Source organism: Paenibacillus sp. 1_12, assembly GCF_900114475.1.
Taxonomy (GTDB): domain Bacteria; phylum Bacillota; class Bacilli; order Paenibacillales; family NBRC-103111; genus Paenibacillus_S.
In genome coordinates this window covers 1-19,335 of the sequence record NZ_FOTE01000042.1, presented here as the reverse complement: position 1 = coordinate 19,335, position 19,335 = coordinate 1, and the positions used below count along the sequence as shown (strand labels likewise).

Genomic DNA, 19,335 nt, shown 5'->3' with positions numbered 1-19,335 from the left:
GATTGATGCTTCTTGACCACAAGCGGTTCAAACTCACCCTGGCGATCCCTTGGAACCATGATTTCTTGCTCACCATATTCACTGGTTACGCGCTTCTTACTCTTACCGTTACGGCTGTTTGTGGTTGTTTTATTCTCTATTTCATGCTTTTGATAGCCCAAGTGTGTGTCCATTTCCGCTTCTAACATTTCCTGAATTGTCTCTGCAAACAGATTCTTCAATGCGTTCTGGGCATCTTGAGCCGTGACCAATTTGTTCTCCTTGATAAACTCGCGGAGCTGCTGCTTTGTCCATAATCCCATGTGTTCTCCCCAACCTTTCCTATACTTCCATTTTAATAGGTTTAGGAGTTTACACAAACCAGCTAATATAATGTCAATAGGCTTGAGAAAGATTTTAATCTTGTTTAGAATGGTAAAAAAGACAATACTAAATTAGCCCCATTTCTTAAAATGGTATTTAATGGTTATTTTGAATCTTTTGTGGTTATGCGGAGCAGTAAGGAACGGATCGAGTCAACATGGCAAAAATGATATGAAGCAACTTATTGGTGCAAGCAATAAGTGCTACGCGGTGAGGTTTTCCTTCAAGCCGTTTTTTATCATAAAAGGCGCGAATCCGAGTATTCCTAGCTGCCCCTCTAATGCCACATAAAACAGCCAAATATAAAGCCCTCCTTAGACGAGTAGATCCACGCTTCGTAATACGGTTCCTAGTCGCAGTAAACTTACCTGACGAGAAGACACTTGGATCTATACCTGCGAAAGCTACGAGCTTTTTAGCATGCTCAAAGGTAGTAACGTCACCGATTTCAGCAATAATCGTAGCGGCAAGCTTATGTCCTATTCCGGGAATGGAGCACAACAAATGATAATCCTCCATTGTCGTTGCTATAGCTTGAATTTCTCTTTCTAAATGAGAGAGATGCGTTTGATACTCCATCAACAGATCAATCATAAGCCGTAAAGAGATAATCTGACTATGATTAGAAGAGTTCGTCATCAGACTGTTTTTAGCTGCAGTTACAATATCTTCTGCCTTCTTAGTCGCCCAAGAACTTGATCGATTACATGAAGAACTAATGGTACGTGTGATTTCTTCTACATCAGACAAAAGGACTTGTTCAGGTGTCGAGTACTTCCTTAGCACCTGCAACGCTGTTTTGGAAAACAACTGTCCAAATAAGTTAGAGTAAAGTGGAAATAATTGGTCCAATATAGATTGGAAATTGAGCTGCGCTTGTACATAAGCATGAGTAATCATCTCGTGTTGCCTACTTAAAAAGCGAAGCTCTACTTGCTCGTTTTGTTTTAATGGCGTAGGTTTTAACTCCTCTTTATAGTACAATTCAGCTAGATGCTTAGCATCTTCCGCGTCCGTTTTTACTTTTCTCAGTTTTGATTTTCTTGCTCGCTGGGGGATCAAAGGATTCAAAATAATGATCTTATACGCTTGCTTTTGAAGAGCAGCTACAAGCCCCAAATGATAATGTCCTGTCGATTCAATACAATAACTGGCCTTCTCTCCGTTAAGGACTCTACTTCCTGAAGCCTTGAAATGAGGCTCTGAATACCATCAAAGGTATGCAAGAAACGAAACGACTTTCCCAAGGATTTGTTGCGTTCAAGGAAAATAAAGCCTTCACTTTCTTCTTTTGATACATCAATACCAACAACAGGATTCATAATGCCCTCCTCAAATAAATATGACCGGATCCCACTAACCATTGCACTGCTATAGCTTCGCGTGTTATACGAGATCAATGTCTCAACCAGCCCAATCATGGTTTGTGCAATAGCAGGTGAACAGTTTGTGTAACGGCCTATGAGCCCACCTATTTTATCGTTCTCACCGGCTAATGCTAATTTTAACGCAAAAAATGAGGTTAACCAGATTTAGCTGGTTAACCTCATAATACGAATCTATTTTACAGACTCAATTAATGCACCGCCCTACAGACCCCCTAGTTGTTCTCGTTTTGTGATTAGTTCCATTTTTAAATTTTCTAAATTTTTAAGTATCTCTGTTGCCTCAGTAGATTCACTAATATCAATTTTATACACTTGTAATAAAGCATTGTTAATTTGCGTCAGGTGAGTTCTCAATCTGTTACTCCCTACTGCTTTATTAATATTTGTATCCTCCATTACATCTACAAATCTTAGATTTACATTAACAAGAAATCTTTTTATTTGTTCATCACTCGAATTCCTTATTATAATTTCATTCTTCAGGTCATTAACAGTAACTAAACCCATTTCAATTTTTCTCAACATTGTTGTTCTTATCAAATCTTTATTAAATAGACTAACCAAATCCGACTTATATTTGGCTAATTTTTCTAACCACCCCATCAAATAATATAGTGCTGACAGGGAGTACTTCCCATGAGCCAACTTTTCTTCAATTTCAGAGTGCGGGTAGTATTGAAAAACCTTAACTCTCGATGCTATCTGCTTACTATCAGCACCCATTTTCTTTGCTAGTTCGCTAAATGAACACTTGTTCCATATAATCCACATTTCGTATGTATATTTTGCCCATTCATACATGCTCCAATCGACTTTTCCACCTTGAACAGAACCAAGGCGTTCTAACTCTTCTGCCTCAGTTTCAGGTGCTTTTACCACAACTACAGGAATTTTTTGAATTCCTAGCTGCTTAGCAGCATACCATCTTCTATGTCCAGACAGGATTACATATTTTGTATCCTTCAAATAACAAGTGATTCCCGCTTCCCAACCTTTCTCTTTTATTATTCTTTGCATATCTTCAGATTTCGTTGAATAATCTTGTCTAGGATTTAAAGGATTTGGAATTATATCATTTGCTTTTGCCCAAACTAAACTGATTCTATGCATATTAACTTCATCCTCATTTTATGATAGTTTTCAATTTATTTCACATTTTTCAATACATCAAGCAAGTATCTTTCTTTAACATTAATCTCATATAATAGAATATCCAGTTGGTTTATCAACTTCCCAGCTTCATTTTTTGTTCGGCATTCGATAAGCCTAATTTCATCCGTGATTGCCTTTACATTCAAATTATTTTGCATTGTGTCTTTCTCTTTATTCATGTCTAACTTTTTCATTTCTAACAGACAATCTTGTAACTTTTTATTCATATCGGTTAGAAATTTAAAAATATCTTGGGAACAAGCATCTTTTACAAACGTTTTGTCAATGGCAATGTGACTATTAAAGCATTTATTTTCATACTTTTTTAGCATTTGTTTTCTGATAAGCTCTTCACCCATTGACTCAATCAATTTAGGATGATACTTTTCTAATCTATTAATCCATGTATGGATGTAGTCCAACATTGATAATGAATACATCCCATTTGCTAATTTATCTTCAATCTCAATTCTCGGATAAAACTTGTATACACGTATTCTGGCAGCTACTAAACCATTGGTAATACCAAGCTTATTTGCTAATTCATTATAGGTAATATTCTCTTTACTGAGCCACATATCATAGGTGAATTTCGCCCATTCATAGGGAGTCCAATCTACTTGGCCACCTTGAATCGAACCTAGTCTATCCAATTCCTCAGCATCATTTTGAGGGGCTTGAACGATATATATCGGCAACTCCTTATCTCCCATCTTTATAGCAGCATGCCATCTTCTATGTCCTGATAGGATGATGTAATATTGCCCCTTTTTATAACATGTAATACCTTCTTCCCATCCCTTTGATTGTAATATCTCTTGCATTTGTGTTGATTTTATAGAGTGATCTCTTCTTGGGTTCATTGGATTTGGAATAACCTGCTCTATATTTACCCACTCAATATGTGCTTCCATAATAATTCCTCCATAAAAAAGTTTCAGACCAACTAGTATTTTATCAAATTCTTGGTTAATAATATTACAATCAAAATATTCCATTTTTTTGGTAACTTTTTCTAGTTGGGGTTTCGAATAATGTTAATCTGGATCGGCTATAGTGAGTTGGACAGATAAATTGAGGGCTAGTAGAATGAAGACATCAGACAGGAGCGAATCTACGATGCCAAAAGAAAGACGTACATTTACGGACGAATTTACTTCACACCTTCGCCAAGTAATTCATCCGTGAAAGCAAATGCTTCGTGATTCTGAACGATTTTGTAGCGGTCTGTGACTACTCCGAGAACCCGTTGATCGGTCTCCCTGATGTTTGCTTTGTAGCCTGTGATTTCCATTTGGTCTTCGGTTTGGATTGGCTTTTGAAGGACAGTCCAATCTAAACCTGCCTCTTGTAAGGCTTCCTTTGAATTGAGCGCTTGTTCTACTCGTTTACCAAGACCGTGCCAAGGGGCTTCCCTTACATAAAACATACTTTCGACATTTGCAGCCATGTAAAACATCTCCCATTAAATAAATTTATAAAACAGCCATGTTTGGCGTGTTTTTAAAAAGAAATACAGAAGCGGAATAGTTGATAAACTGTTCCGATGTAAGCATTTGTATCTCTGTATCAAGGTAATAATATAGATTTATTTTGTAGTGCTATGCGGACTAAAATAGTTTTCTATAGCGCCAAGAAAGAATCAGATTTCATATTCTAATGATCGGACGGTTCCAATGCAATGAAAAGTCTAATTATATAGAATGAAAATAGTATTATGCCTAAATCTGGGGTCATAGCAACCAACAGAGTTATTTCGTATTGTTTTCATATGGTATATAAATCTTTTCCTCAATTATAAAGGAGGCGACAAATGGTGTGTATTGACGCCGTAAATTTTCAATGCTATTATAACGGTATAATCATAAAAGGAGGAAAACATTATGAAATCTACAAGAGTAAATATACGTATGAAAGATGAACTGTATTTATTTTTTAAAGAAATAAGTGAACATAGAGGAGTTTCGATATCTGCAATGATGAATATTGCTTTGACGCAATATAAAGATTGGGAAGGTCATTTAAGTGGACGAGGTGATGACATGGCAAGAGCCATGAGTGCAAGAGAAAATTTAGGTAATTCTAATATTAGTCGCGAAAAACATATTATTCGTGGAACACAGTCGTAACGGTAGAGTTAAGCTTGAAGATTAGTAGATGCATACTAATATTTTTTAATGAATGAGAGGTGTATGGTTTATATGGAATCAGAAAATAGTATTTTTGTAAGAATGCATGGTATTGATAAAAACTATAGTGTAAAACTAAGTAAGCATATGCTCTTGGAACTTATGGGAAAAGATGAGTTTACATATTATTACAATACGCATAATTTAGTGAAGGAAAGACTAAGGTCATATTATTGTATTTCTCCCCAAGGTAGTATTATTAGTCCAAGATGGGTCTTAGAATATTTAAGGGATAGGTGTTTTGATTTGTTTGAAGAAAATCAAAAGACCAACATAATATATAATCATTCGCATTCAGCGGTAAAAATATTTGAAACTTTAAACATTCCTGTATTGCGTTTTAACAAAGCTTCCAAATAAAAGCGGACACTGATATAATAGCAGGAAAGTGGAAATTAGTTACATGAAAACTAATCTAACACACTATAAACACTTGTTATTTGATAGGAGTAAAAAAGTAATTTGTGAGTACCATGGTAGAAGACATTACGTTAACCTTTAACGAACATAAGAAGGAAATACTGTTACAGGGCAAGTAGTTGAATAAGCAAAAAAATAATTAACTAATAAGGATGATCTTAAACTGATTCACAACGGTTTTCTTGATAAGCTTGGCTTCAATTCATTAACAGGAAAATAAAAACATATTAAGAAGTATTATTAAATTATTCGAAATTAACAGAACAACCTTTCGTGTTTGTATATTTATTTTTAATTTAATCGCTACGGGGAATTTAATTTTAGTGTATAATAACTGCTGGAGACTAGTCTCCAGCAGTTATTATTTTTTTTGTGAAGAAAAGGAGCTTTTACTTATGGCATATGCAAGACATCAGAGTTTCTATTTTCGAGATAAATGGCTGAGTAAAGGACTTAACGCAGTTAATGAAAAAAGCAGGTTTTTTTATGATGAATATGCTTTTGAAAAATAGGTCTAGGAAAAAACATGGTAGAAGCGCTGAAGTTTTGGCTAATTGCATTTAATACAATCGTAGAAATAAATGATGAAGGTCAAAAAAGACACGAACTTACCCCACTAAGAACATTAATTTAAAACGAGATAGACTATTACAAATAAATGATACATTATCAATCTTACATTACGAGCTAGTAAGAAATGTAAACGACCAATCGACAGTATTTGATTGGTTTTTTAATCACTATAAAGAAACGATGGTTAGTAAACCTGATTTACAAATTCAAACAATGGATAAGCCTGCTTCTATTACTAGATGAAATATACTCTAGTGAAACCTACAATAATATAGTTGAATTTACCTTTTAAGCACACCGATAAAGGAGCAAATAATGACTTGAAAATTGTGAAGGAAGCATTTCGCAGATTAGTAAAAAGAATCTTAGTTCATATGTTTAAAGAAATAGGTATTTAAAGCAATCCTCGTTTGTTGGCAGGATAACTTTCGCTTAATGATTATGGGGGGATTTTGTTGAATCAGTTAGTGCCCGAAAATGTAATCAGTCAACTATATAACACTTATGCAGCTTTTTATGACGATAATTTGGATAACAATACTACGTGGAGATTTCGTAGTGTTCTTCAAATAATAAGAGCTGATGAGGATCATTTTAATAATCAGAATCATAGTCTTTGTTGTGGAAGGCTCCAATGTGTCACGGGACATCACGTGCAAGCTAGGTACCGAACAATGTCGATCCCAGAAACGACATCGTGTGGTGTTTTTCCAGGATGACCATGGAAACGAGATTCGTGTAGCAACCAAATTGCTCCATGTGTCGGCTGAACAAATCGCAGCGATCTATAAAGCACGGTGGGGCATAGAGGTTTTCTTTCGATGGATCAAACAACATCTGAATGTACCTATCCTATTTGGCACGACGGAAAATGCCGTATACGGACAATTATTCGCTGCCTTACTCGCTTTTGTCCTTCTCCAATGGTTGCATAGCAGCACCAAGCCATCCATCATAAAGTGCAAAAATTACTCACATGAGTATCTTTCGTCCGTTTGTTCCTATTGGGCAAGCTATCTCCCGAATGGAAGGTCGCCATTTCCATGCTTCTCGATAAGTGCAATAAAAAAACAATAGCCCAGTAATTGGTTAATCAACACGCCTGATCGAAATGACCTAATTAAATAGCATTTCAAAGATTGTAACCCTTTTGATTATAGAGAGGGTTATTTTTCATGGCCAAAACTTTGTTACTTTCGGCTTGATTCGACAATTAATTTTATGGATAATAATTAATTGGTATGATATGCTACCAATATTGTAACAAAATAGCAAAAAATGAGTCGATCTATGCATAGGAGATGGAGAAAGAGAGTTTCAACGCTAGTAGTAGGCGCAGTATTATTATCATTATTACCGTTTGGAGGTGTTACTGCCTCGCCATCACCAAAATTATTGGATAGTTCTGTGTATCATTCTATTGCTTCAAATTTATCATCCAATTTCCAAACATCAGATTATTCAACAAGTCAGTCAAAAGTTTTAATACCAAGTAAACTCCCGAATAGCAAGGACACATTATCATTTGCTAGTTCACTCAAGCAATCGGATTCTCGTGAACCAAGCACTGTTTAACAGCAAAGGTACATTGATATGAAATCAAAAGATTTTAATGTTGTACGTCGTGAAAAAACGTAGTAGAAATAGTAAAACTTTCATCAACAGTGACGGAACCACATCTGTCCAAACATTGGTATATTCACTTAATTACTTTGACGGACAAGAATGGCAGGATATTGATACTACTATCCGACCAGATCACACTGATAGTGTTTATGTGCAGTATATTTAAGCTTATTGGCGTAATATATCGAAAGGAGACAAAGCATATGAAATGGATTCGTACTTGTACATTTGCTTATTGGTTTGATTCAATTCAACCTCATGAAGAGAATTCATTTTGAATAATGATGGTGTCACCTTAGGAGGTAAGAAAATTTAGGTTGTCTAATTATCCAATTAGGTCAGAAAACAATAAAGGGACGCCAAACCTAATAAAATTCCCCGCAGCTTGCTGCGGGGAATTTAACCCGTAGCGATTAAATACTATTATAGAGGTGAGAAATTTAATGGGTAAATTGAAAAAACAAATCTTTGCAATACCTTTAATTCTGCTCCTACTCCTGAACATTGCAACACTAGCAATTGCAAAATCAGATACACAAATGATAAAAAACGATGATAAAAAAAAGTCTGCGGAGTTAAATCAAGTACAGTCCAGTGTTACCAGTAATGTTTATGTGCCACAATCTAGTATGCCCAATCAGGGATATACTGGAGTAATTAGCAATGTTTACATGTCGGTTGGCGTTATCGACCAAACTGGTAAAAGTGAAGGGGACGATATCGTTGATCAACTAAGCAAAGATGGAAAAAAAGTTATTCGAGAACTTATTGATAAACGCACACAAAGAAGTAGACATTACCAACTATCTGATGGTACATACAAAGAAATTATTTTTTCAGAAGACATAAATTACATAGATCAAAATGGAAATTGGCAACCAATTAAAACTGATTTAGTTGACGAATCAACAATTGAAGATATTCCCCCTTTTGCATCAAGAGAAATATCGAGGGACACTATAAAGGAATTTAAAAAAAACAAAAAGAATAATTCAGAATCTTATCGGGGTCTACGTGTACCCTATGATCCAAAAATAAACAAAGACTATAGTCACGGGTACTCTGTCTCAAAAGGACAAGATAAATTGTTTTTTAAACCAATAGGTGCTAATTCTGTAATCGGGTCAGTATATAACAATAGCATTAGTTACCGTAACGCATGGGATAATGTTGATGTTAGTTTGAGTCTTACAGAAACTGGTATTAAGGAATATATTATAGTTAAAAATGACAGTGTACAAAATATTTTTACTTTTGAGTTAGAGGGCAACCTATCAGATGATTTAAAGGCAGGAGCTATCACAGTTTTACCAGCTTGGTTAGTTGATGCCGAGGGTGAACATAGAGATGTAATTCAAAAAGTTAGAAAAGAAGGCAACAAGACGTATCTAGATCTAATTGCAGACTATCGGAATCTTAAATTTCCAATATTAATAGATCCGTCAACAACTACGTCTTTAAATTGTTACGACTGTAAAAGAATCTTTTTGGATACTTATAATGTACAAGCCTCGGCAATAACGAGTATTAGTGCTTCTTCTTTATACATTGGTACGAACTATATATTTAACGAGAGTTGCCAATGCTATAATATGTATAGTTATACTAAACCAGTATTTACAAATTTATATGCTACTAAATCTGAATATGGTAGAGGGGCCGATAATAACAATGTGGCTCCAGGGGATGATGGGAAGAATGTTGCCTATTTAAACGGTTTTACACAAAATACCTATTATACAGGAAATGACCTAATAACCAAAGTGGGATCATCAACCATGATATATGGAGTTGCTTTTTATTCACCGTATGAATTTATGACATCTGCTTCAGTAAGCATATTCTATACTGATCCCGATTCCGAGCCCCCGACAGCTCCGACTAATTTAGTTGTAACTAGCACAACTAGGAATTCGGTTTCTTTATCATGGACAGCGTCAACAGATAATGTAGGAGTAACAGGATACGATATTTACTCCAACAATTTTCCCTTTAGTGGAGTACTGGAAGGAAGCGTGAACGGTAGCACAACAACGTACACGGTTTCACTTACTTGGATTTCTAATAACCCGGACTATAGCTTCTTTGTAAAGGCTAAGGATGGAGTGGGCAATATATCCACTTCTAGCAATACGGTTGTTGTAACCTTGGACACTGAGAGTCCTACTCGTCCTTATGTTTTTGTTAATAAGAATACGAGCAGTTCGATTACACTTACATGGACAGCATCTACGGATAATGTAGGAGTAACAGGATATGACATTTACAACGGAGAAACACTGGTGGGAAGCGTGAACGGTAGCACAACAACGTACATGGTGACAGGTCTTGCAGCAAATATGCTTTACAGTTTCAGCGTAATAGCCAAAGATGCGGCGGGCAATAAATCTAAATCTAACAATATGTTCTTTGCAAATGGAAAATTAACATATAATTACGATTCTCAAGGTAGATTGACCTCAATAAGCATCACATCTACTGGACAAGTCGTGAAATCTTTTTCCTACGATAACAATGGAAATCTACTATCGCAATATTAACCAGAATCAGGAAGATAAAAATTGAAAAAAAGGACGCCCTTTCGGTAAAATCAATTCCACCACAGCAGTTGATTTGAAAGAGGCGACCTTATGAAAAAGTCTACCACGTTCACCAAGTTAGTTCAAACCCTTCTTAAAGAAGAAGATGTAAAAGAAATCGTAGAAGAGCTGAAGTATGCCGATGTCGCCCGTAAATTTACCGCTCATCAGTTGTTGTTATTCTTCATGCATGCGGCTTTAGGGCAATGGGATAGCTATCGATCTGGAGAGGGTAAAGTCGTATGTTACGGGCTCAATCCCTTTCACTACTCTACCTTTTCTACGAAGGCTAGCGATGTCCCTTACGAGCTGTTCAAACGTTTATTCCATTTGCTAATTTCCAGATGCAATCGCTCAACCAAGCGTCGACTTCATATCCCGAAGGATCTGTTACTCGTTGACTCCACCACCATTACGGTAGGGAAAACCTGCTTCTTTGGGCGCTCTATCATGGCGAATGTGCGGGTATTAAACTTCATGTGGCTCTTTGTGCTGCCACGGAGCAGCCGGTGAGCATCTAGCGGACAAGAAATACATCTTGGTTCAAGATCGTGCCTACGGTAAAATCAAGCGGTTTGATGAATATGCTCGGCAAAAACAGTACTTTGTAACACGTATCAAGGAGAACGTAACCTTGTGAACACCCACTCCTTACAACGTGAAAAAGTGGACAATTCTCCTGTAACTAAAGACTTCACTTGTTATCTGGGAACCCCTCAGTGCCAGTCTGAACTTCGGCATCGTGTCGTCACTTTTAACGACAATCACGGCCATGAAATTCGGGTCACTACCAATCTTAGGCATCTCTCAGCCGAGCAAATCGCTGACATCTATAAAGCTCGCTGGGGCATTGAAGTTTTCTTTCGATGGATGAAACAAAATCTAAATATACCTATTTTGTATGGCTTTTACAGTAAGGATGAAAGCAATGATTGAATAATAAGGATAGGTAGCAAGTAAATGTAGAAATATTACTAGTCCCAACTGTTTAGTTGAATATATTATTAGTTTGTTCACACTATGGAGGTCACTATGAAAAACAAAATTGTAATAGTATTGTTAATCGTAATCACTTTTTGTTCAATAATTATTCCCATGCCGATATTAGCGGCGCAAGAACAGTTACATAAAAAGCAAACTATCATCGATAATCTAATTTCTCCTGATGCTTATATTGTAAAGTATAAAGACTCTGAAGCAGGAAAGAGAAATTTAAACAATCGTAATAAAAGATTGGAAAAGTCATTCAAGCATTTACCTGCGCACTTCAAAGTGAATCTCTCTAAAGCAGAAGTTGAGGAATTAAGGAAAGATTCTAATGTTTTATATATTGAGAAAGATAGCATCGTCACAAAAGTAGGAGATACCACCACTTCCTATTTGAACCAAATCCACATCCCCGAAGTTCATCATGAAGAAATTTATGGTGATGGGGTCAAAGTGGCAGTTTTTGATACGGGGATCAACACGCAAACATCAGAACTTCATATTAACGGCGGGATATCTTTTGTGCCCAATGACACTACTCTCAGTGATCCCAATGGTCATGGGACGTTTGTGGCAGGCATTCTTGCTGCTACACAAGATGATCAGGGGCTAATTGGAGTTGCGCCTCATGTTGAACTTTATAGTGTAAAGGTTTTGAATGCTAATGGAAACGGAACCTATAGCCAGGTTATTGATGGAATTGAATGGGCTATAGATAATCATATGGATATTGTATCCATGAGCTTTGCTGGAAATGATCATTCCATTGCGTTGGAAGAAGTGATGCAGTTAGCCTATAACAGCGGAATTCTACTTGTTGCAGCAACTGGAAACGATGGAATCGATGAAGTGTCATATCCCGCAAAGTTTAGTTCGGTCATTGCTGTAGGTGCTGTGGATGGTAATAACCTGCTAGCTTCCTTTTCGAATACAGGAGAAGAAGTCGAACTCGTAGCCCCTGGAGTCAATATTGAAGGGTTGCCTTCAACAGGAAATCAACATATTACGATGAGCGGAACATCCGTTGCGGTTCCACAAGTTGCTGGCGTGGCTGCCTTAATTAAAGGGAAATACCCACAATATACGAATCAAGAGGTCCGCAATGTACTGGATGCAAGTGCAACTGTTATAGGAGATTCTTACAAATTTGGTCATGGAATCATCAACGCAGCTACTGCATTTGGAATGGTATCTCAAGCATACGAAGGTATAGCCGACCAACAATTAATAACGCAGCCAAAGGATTTAACGGTAAGGCATGTGCCGGCCTCATTCTCCGGGGCACAAAATTCCACTTCGGTGTCAGATTCGGTTTACGAAGTCAATGCTGCAGATATTAGTTATCCCACGAGCTACGATCAGGGAGCCTTGAATAATGTGAACTTAAAAGCCGATGAGGCACCATTTAGTATTGGGAGTAATAATGAGAGTATATCGACATTATCAGGAGGGTTGTCTCTACAAAATACGGATCTTACTTTGCCAGGCAGAAATGGACTTTCCTTCTCATTGAATCGTCAGTATGACAGCAGTTCCTCCCAATATTACGATATGGATGTCCAGCAGCAATGGGTGTACCATTACCGGGTCTATTCCCATATGAATCTTGAAATCGAAAGAAAAGATAGATATGGAAATTTAATTAATCCTTATCAAACAGATCGAATGAACCAGGTCAATGTCGGGTTTTACCCAGGTACACCAATAGGAGATCCGATTCCTTATAAGCATTACGTGGAAGGTAGTTTTTGGTTAAGCTATTCTTCTGGTTACTATTTTTGCGGGAATGGGACTATAACAGCAGCTGAATTCGGCAATTGTTATGATGCAATATTCTCAACTTATCGAAGCTTGGCAGGGAGTATGGATTATGTGGGTCCATACTATTATTCGGGTACCAATGATTATCGCTTAAGAGCTTACTATGCATCGCCAACATCGTATTCACCCCAACCTTTATCTGTTAATCTCTATCAAGGATACTTTAACAAAACAAGCGGGAAAACCTATGATGAAAGTATGTTTCCGATCGGTAAGGGTTGGTCCTGGAATATTAGCTCCATCGAATTGAAGAGGGGAAAACGTTATTTGCATCTTGCAGGCAAAGGAACGTATGAAATTAATGGTAGCAATCAATTAGTTGGATATCCTTGGAAGGATTTAACTCTTAGTGGGGATTACTCATCTTATGTACTTACATCCTTGAACGGGGTTAAACAGGTTTTTAATTATGATGGAAAATTGGTTCGAATTACAGATACTTATGGAAATAACATTGAATTCACCTATTCTTACGTTAATCCGTATGGAACAGTATTGACAGGAATAACGGATGCGATTGGAAACACGATCAATATTGCCTATTCAGCAGCTAATGTTGTCTTGACCTCGGGAGATAAGACCGTAACTTATACCAAGCAATATAGAGCAGGGACTGAATTTTTGACAACAGTACAAGATACTATGGGTCGAGTGACATCTTACAACTATGCAGATTATAATGCTTCTTTCAGCTTTGCGTTAGATACATCATCCAATATACCTGGCCAAAATCCATTTGGACTGTTAACAAAAGTCTCACACCCGACTGGCGCAATAACAAATTACGCATACGAATCCAGTCCGATAAGAAGATATTATGGATCTCGTGGATATAATGAAGCTTATCGGATAAGTCAGAGACAAGAACGAACACCAGATCAGCAAATATATAACCAGAAATCGTTTTCGTATTCGGGGGATATGGCTAGCAGTTATTCCGGCGGCTATACGTTTTCGACCACAGTGAATGACGGATTGAAGCATACTACCTATACGAATTTTAAACAATTTATAAGTGATACGATTCCTGCAGCCTACTACACAACTGGGATCACAGAGACTGCGGGCTCCCAGCAGCAAACGGAAATTAGAAGCTATGATCAGACACGTCATCTCCCCGTGCCTAGTTCAACTAGTATCACTTTTTCGAATGGTTCATCAACTTCAACAGCCGTAACGACAAGTCAAACTTACGATGATTATGGGAATGTATTAACATCTACCGATCCCGCAGGCATACAGACTACGTACAACTATGATGGTGGCACTCACTTACTAAGCTCGGTATCCCAGCAATTAAACAATACACTGACTAGGTTTACTCAATATATGAGAAATGCTCAGAAAAGTCTGACACAAATAGTCATAAGAGATAATAATGTCAATGGGACGATAAAAGCCCAGACGGATATCAGCTATGACGGCTATGGAAACCCTATAACTATTACAGTGAAAGATGATAATCGTAACATTATCCTTAACAAAGAGTATGGTACCCAGTACAGTGGAGCTTTTCTCACCAAACAATCTGGTAACGTAACGGATGCGAATAACATAGATTCGACTATAGTTGAAAACATGATATATGATAAATCCAGCGGCAGGCTCACTGAATATATCGATGGTAAAGGTTATTCCAGCTCCTATCAGTATGATAAGTTGGGTCGGGCTACAAGGGCTACATTTCCGGATGGGAGCTATTTGAGTATAAACTATGATGATGTGAGCAATAAAGTAACCGCTATCGATTCAACGGGGCTTACGAGTGTGACACAGTGGAATTCGCTGGGATGGAAAACATCCAACGGAATTACTGGGAGTGGCTTTATGACCTATGACTACGATACCTATGGAAGAATGAGTTGGAGTAAGGATGCCAGAAACAATACAACCAGCTACGGATACGATGCATGGAGGCGTCCAATACAGACGCTTCATCCGGATGGATCGACAGCTACCATTCTTTATGATGATGTCAATCGCAGTAAAAAGTCAACGGATGAAGAAATGAATGTATATCAGGAAAGATATGATGTGTTTGGACGTATCACGAATAAGGACTGGCTAAAAGCAACCGGTACGGTTTCATTGGGAGTTCTCAGTTATGACTATACCGGAAATCTTCTCACCAGTACTGACGCAAATGCAAATACAACTACCTATACTTACGATGTTTTAAATCGACTAATCTCAGTTAAAGATGCAGAAAATCAAACGACTCAATACGGTTACAGTTTGGCAAATAAATTGATATCAACGCGGTATGCAGATGGAAATACTTTAGAAAAGAAATACGATCAAAGAGGTAGATTGATCCAAACAATAGATCCGTCTAAAGATCCGTCTAGTTCTCGCGAAATATATTTTTATGACGCCAATAACAACTTGAGTGTACGTAGTGATAGCAACGGCCAAGTTCAAACATTTAACTATAACAATAGAAATAGGCTAACACTCAGTATAACACACAGTGCGATGGTGATGGATCCTGATACGATTGGTTATAGCTATGATGCGGCAGGTAGACGGTTAAGCATGCAGGACAGTACGGGAACAACATCATATGGTTATGATGCTATTACAAAAAGGTTGACAAACCTAACCTACCCAGACGGTAAAACGGTAACTTATCATTATGATAATCAAGGAAATCGCGAGACGATGACCGATCCGTTTGGATATGAAACGGTATATCATTATGATTCCCGAAACCGTTTAACGAATGTAGGACCCTCTATTAATAATTGGGATGTAACTTACAACTACAAAAGAAACAATCTGCTTTCAACAATGAGCCTGGCGAATGGTACGAATTCCACCTATAGTTATGATGGTGCGAATCTGACAGGATTAATTCAAAAAATGGCTGGTGGAGCAATTATTAATGCATCTGCTTACGAGTACGATAATAACAACAACCAAACACGTAAAAGTGAAGAAGGCAGCGTCTATTCCTTCGGTTATGATAATCTGAACCGTATTATAACTTCCAGCCAGTTTAATGAAACCTATACGTATGATACGCGAGGGAATCGGCAAACACTGACCGGTGAACAATTATTTGACAGAGTGGGCACTTCCTATGTGTATGATGGTCATAATCGAATGACTCAAGTGTTAAAGGCTCCTGGGAGTAATTGGAGTAATGTTAGGTATAGGTACAATGGAGATGGTTTGCTGTATGAGCGAATCGAAAACGGTCACACCACTCGTTATTACAACGATGGTGCAGAAATAATTGCTGAAGGAGAAGTAATCAATTCGGTAGCTTCATTAAAAGCAAGGTATGTTAGAGGAAGTGGCTTAATTGCCAGAGTAGATGGAAGCGGGTATAAGGCCTATTATATGGAAAATGGGCACAGAGACATTGTTGGCCTTGTAGATGGGTCTGGGAATTGGCTGTCACAATATTCTTATGATATATGGGGCAAACCTTTAGCCACTCCTAAAGAAGGTATCCAGCAACCCTTCCGTTACAGCGGCGAGTTCTGGGATTCTAGCGCAAATCTTCAATATTTACGAGCCCGATGGTATGATCCGAGTATGGGTCGGTTTATAAATCAGGATACGTATGAAGGGGATATTACAAATCCGCTGAGTTTGAATTTGTATACGTATGTGCATAATAATCCGTTGAGGTATAATGACCCTACAGGGCATTATTGCATTTCATCAAGTGGTGATAACGCTCATATGGATGGTTGCAGCAATTCTGATTCAACCTTTGTAGATAATAAGTATGCAACAGGTCAGCCCTTGATTGAAAATGGATCGTTATATGGTTATGTAGGTCAAACAGGACCTTCCAGTCCTGTTCAAATGACATATGGCCAGTGGAGGAGTGGTCAACCTACGTTATACAGCAACAATCAAAGCGACCAGTATGCTTGGATGGAACAAGCTTTCGGTTTTACAGCAGATATTGCGGCCGCTTTTATGACGGATGGGTTTAGTTTAGAATTTACTACAGCGGCAAAATCAATGACAGCAGTCGCTAATGGTGCTAATAATATTGCCACTATGGGAAAACTGGTTAACCAACTGACATTTCAAGAAGCAGAATCTGTTTTCCTCCGATCGGGCAGATTAAATCCAGAAGTAGTTCGTAATTCTGAAGCCATAATCAGCGGTTCAGAACTAGGTAATCCTTATATTATTAATGCACTTACTGCTGATGGGAGTAGCATTAATAACTGGGCTAAAATGAGTACTCCCACATATAGAAGCCCGTCTGGAGATTTCCAAGTTCACTATTATCAAAATCAAGTAACTGGTACAGTATCTGATATTGAAATGAAAATAAAATTTAATTCTGGAAGTATTGGTAAATGAGGTGGGCAAATTGAAAGTCAGATGCAGAGATGTAGTTAACCCAAGTAAAGGTACTCGATTCATGGCACTAACAAGAAATACAGAATATGTAGTCCTATCTATGGAGTTTTATGGGGATTCATTATTTGCAAAAAGTAAAGGTGATTTCATTATCTATAGAATAATAGATGATGACAATCTCCTAAAACCTTACCCAGCAAGCATTTTTGAAATATGTTCAAATCGATTGTCTTCATGTTGGGTATGTTACCGTAATAAAGATGATGCAATGCAAGTGCTTCCACAGGAGTGGGCTTACAATGGCTTCTGGGAACAATACTATAATGATGAACCGAATGCCTTATTGAAATTTGATTTGGCAAAAAAACAAATCTACAGTGAAATAGATAATTAAACTCTCTTTTAACCACAATGCGACTAACCCTTGAACTGTAACCTCAATCATGGACAGTGTTAAAAAAACGGTATTGAAGCCTTAAGCAGCTAGGAGATGACTTCTGAATTCATCAGGAGTCATCTTTTTTAGTGTCCACTGATAGCGTTCTGAATTGTAGTGGATCACATACTCATTGACCCGTAGCCGCAGCTCTTTAATAGATTTACAGTCCTTGTAGTCAAGCTCGTCCTTCATATGACCAAAGAACGTCTCCATGGACGCATTATCCCAGCAGTTCCCTTTACGAGACATCGACTGCTTAAACCCAGCTTCGGCGATGAGGAGGCGGGTTTTCGGGTGCGTATAGTGCATACCCTGGTCAGAATGGAAGATGGCATCTGGATGAATATTTCCATCCAATCGTTTGAGTAGGTGAGCCATTGTCCGTTCAACCAAGGATAGCTCCAACGTTGAAGATAGATAGTGTGCCAGAATCTGCTTCGTAGCACCGTCCTTCACACAAGAAAGATATGCCCACTGACCGCTACCATAGCGCATGTATGTGATGTCTGTAAGGAGGACTTTCTCTGGTTCTCCTTGATCAAACTGACGCTCCAGGAGATTAGAACATGTACGATGTTCTTGCGTTGCTTTAGCCATTTTGCGATAGGGATTGGTTTGACGGATCGTAGCTACTAGCCCAAACTTGCGCATGATACGACGAATCTTTTTATGATTCATGACAATGCCATTCAATCTCTCCAGCCTCATTTTGATAACCAATGCGCCTGCTTTCCCATTCAACGCTTCAAAATGCTCCCTAATAAGCTGAAAGTCGTATTGATCGGCTGTCTCTCGCAATTGACGCGACTCTTCAGCGTTACACCAACGGTAATAGCCACTTGCACTTACTCCGGCAATCTGACAGAGGTAACGTGTTAAACGTCGTAAGTCATGCTTACGAATCGTTTGATGAATGAGCTGAAAGCGCTCGGAAGGTTTCAACTCCTTACTTTTTCGCCTTTCGAGCGCTTCTAGCTTTTTTAATAGCTCGTTCTCCGCTTCGAGGAGTTTAATCCGAGCTTCTGCTTGTTGCAGCTGCTCTTCCGCTGATGATTCCGTTTTTGATCGTCTACCCGTACTTCCAAGGCCTCGGCGCTCTTCTAACAAGCCAGCCTCACCGTACTTAGCGTAGGTCTCTCTCCAGCGATAGAGGTTTTCTGTAGGTGTTCTCTGGCCAACGAGCTCGATACTAAAGCCTGCTTTCAAAAAAATCTCCATTGGCGGCTCTCCTGCCTGGTTAGCTTGCACTGCTGCGAGTTTAAAAGCTGGAGCATACGAGATGTTTCTCCCCGATACGCGGCTGACGTTCGGATTGGACTCCAATAGCCTGATCTCTGTTTCAGTAAATCCTGTTCTGATTTTCCTCATGATGTTCATTCCCCATATATTCTCGATAGTATGATTAAAGCACAAAAACCCGTAAGAGGTCACTTTTTTCAAGTGTCCATCTTACGGGTTACAGTTCA

13 protein-coding genes and 3 pseudogenes are annotated in these 19,335 nt (G+C 38.1%); 10 read left to right on the top strand and 6 right to left on the bottom strand.

The features are described 5' to 3' along the window. The 5 genes and pseudogenes from BM210_RS33435 to BM210_RS33415 all read right to left on the bottom strand — a co-directional run. Positions 1–302 (bottom strand): transposase (locus BM210_RS33435; protein WP_177238165.1); only part of this gene is annotated, 302 nt, incomplete at its 3' end. A 184-nt stretch (positions 303–486) separates the two neighbouring features. Beyond that, positions 487–1,685: pseudogene (locus tag BM210_RS33430) on the bottom strand (IS110 family transposase). 267 nt (positions 1,686–1,952) lie between these two features. Then, complete coding sequence (locus tag BM210_RS33425) at positions 1,953–2,861, bottom strand: ParB/RepB/Spo0J family partition protein (protein ID WP_091176999.1); 909 nt, start codon at positions 2,859–2,861, stop codon at positions 1,953–1,955. Between the two features lie 35 nt (positions 2,862–2,896). After that, positions 2,897–3,817, bottom strand: coding sequence for a ParB/RepB/Spo0J family partition protein (locus BM210_RS33420; RefSeq protein ID WP_218185018.1), 921 nt, complete (start codon positions 3,815–3,817; stop codon positions 2,897–2,899). 239 nt (positions 3,818–4,056) lie between these two features. Next, on the bottom strand, positions 4,057–4,353 hold the full coding sequence (locus BM210_RS33415; protein ID WP_218185017.1) for a DUF932 domain-containing protein: 297 nt from the start codon (positions 4,351–4,353) through the stop codon (positions 4,057–4,059). Positions 4,354–4,786: 433 nt separating this feature from the next. On the opposite strand from BM210_RS33415, the gene BM210_RS33410 reads away from it, so the two are divergent. From BM210_RS33410 to BM210_RS33375, 10 genes and pseudogenes are all read left to right on the top strand, one after another. Then, a complete protein-coding gene (locus tag BM210_RS33410; RefSeq protein ID WP_091176997.1) occupies positions 4,787–5,032 on the top strand; it encodes a hypothetical protein in 246 nt (81 codons plus the stop codon). A 72-nt stretch (positions 5,033–5,104) separates the two neighbouring features. Further along, entirely contained in the window at positions 5,105–5,452 is a 348-nt protein-coding gene (locus BM210_RS33405) for a hypothetical protein (RefSeq protein ID WP_091176996.1), read from the top strand. Between the two features lie 455 nt (positions 5,453–5,907). Next, positions 5,908–6,146, top strand: a pseudogene (locus BM210_RS36475) (DUF4007 family protein). Further along, on the top strand, positions 6,137–6,328 hold the full coding sequence (locus BM210_RS36470) for a DUF4007 family protein (protein WP_143101171.1): 192 nt from the start codon (positions 6,137–6,139) through the stop codon (positions 6,326–6,328). The pseudogene BM210_RS36475 and the gene BM210_RS36470 overlap by 10 nt, the downstream one beginning before the upstream one ends. 387 nt (positions 6,329–6,715) lie before the next feature. Then, positions 6,716–7,162: pseudogene (locus BM210_RS33400) on the top strand (transposase); the annotation flags it as partial. A 992-nt stretch (positions 7,163–8,154) separates the two neighbouring features. Further along, positions 8,155–10,251, top strand: coding sequence for a fibronectin type III domain-containing protein (locus tag BM210_RS34545; RefSeq protein ID WP_143101168.1), 2,097 nt, complete (start codon positions 8,155–8,157; stop codon positions 10,249–10,251). Between the two features lie 90 nt (positions 10,252–10,341). Next, positions 10,342–10,803: a hypothetical protein gene (locus BM210_RS33390; RefSeq protein WP_091176995.1), complete on the top strand. Its 462-nt coding sequence runs from the start codon at positions 10,342–10,344 to the stop codon at positions 10,801–10,803. Positions 10,804–10,926: 123 nt separating this feature from the next. Continuing rightward, positions 10,927–11,226, top strand: coding sequence for a transposase (locus BM210_RS33385; protein ID WP_177238164.1), 300 nt, complete (start codon positions 10,927–10,929; stop codon positions 11,224–11,226). Between the two features lie 96 nt (positions 11,227–11,322). Further along, positions 11,323–17,430, top strand: coding sequence for a S8 family serine peptidase (locus BM210_RS33380; RefSeq protein WP_177238163.1), 6,108 nt, complete (start codon positions 11,323–11,325; stop codon positions 17,428–17,430). 61 nt (positions 17,431–17,491) lie between these two features. Next, the gene (locus tag BM210_RS33375; protein ID WP_143101167.1) at positions 17,492–17,824 is read left to right on the top strand and encodes a hypothetical protein; all 333 of its coding nucleotides are present in this window, start codon (positions 17,492–17,494) and stop codon (positions 17,822–17,824) included. An 81-nt stretch (positions 17,825–17,905) separates the two neighbouring features. Here BM210_RS33375 and BM210_RS33370 read toward each other — a convergent pair whose 3' ends face one another. Continuing rightward, on the bottom strand, positions 17,906–19,237 hold the full coding sequence (locus BM210_RS33370) for an IS3 family transposase (protein ID WP_091176013.1): 1,332 nt from the start codon (positions 19,235–19,237) through the stop codon (positions 17,906–17,908). Positions 19,238–19,335 lie beyond the last annotated feature (98 nt).

What these genes read in the sequence shown, in the direction of transcription:
- BM210_RS33380 (WP_177238163.1), top strand. Translation starts at nt 11,323, where the DNA reads ATGAAAAACAAAATTGTAATAGTATTGTTAATCGTAATCACTTTTTGT.
- BM210_RS33370 (WP_091176013.1), bottom strand. Translation starts at nt 19,237, where the DNA reads ATGAGGAAAATCAGAACAGGATTTACTGAAACAGAGATCAGGCTATTG.
- BM210_RS33405 (WP_091176996.1), top strand. Translation starts at nt 5,105, where the DNA reads ATGGAATCAGAAAATAGTATTTTTGTAAGAATGCATGGTATTGATAAA.
- BM210_RS33415 (WP_218185017.1), bottom strand. Translation starts at nt 4,353, where the DNA reads ATGGCTGCAAATGTCGAAAGTATGTTTTATGTAAGGGAAGCCCCTTGG.
- BM210_RS33375 (WP_143101167.1), top strand. Translation starts at nt 17,492, where the DNA reads ATGGCACTAACAAGAAATACAGAATATGTAGTCCTATCTATGGAGTTT.
- BM210_RS34545 (WP_143101168.1), top strand. Translation starts at nt 8,155, where the DNA reads ATGGGTAAATTGAAAAAACAAATCTTTGCAATACCTTTAATTCTGCTC.
- BM210_RS33420 (WP_218185018.1), bottom strand. Translation starts at nt 3,817, where the DNA reads ATGGAAGCACATATTGAGTGGGTAAATATAGAGCAGGTTATTCCAAAT.
- BM210_RS33390 (WP_091176995.1), top strand. Translation starts at nt 10,342, where the DNA reads ATGAAAAAGTCTACCACGTTCACCAAGTTAGTTCAAACCCTTCTTAAA.
- BM210_RS33425 (WP_091176999.1), bottom strand. Translation starts at nt 2,861, where the DNA reads ATGCATAGAATCAGTTTAGTTTGGGCAAAAGCAAATGATATAATTCCA.
- BM210_RS33410 (WP_091176997.1), top strand. Translation starts at nt 4,787, where the DNA reads ATGAAATCTACAAGAGTAAATATACGTATGAAAGATGAACTGTATTTA.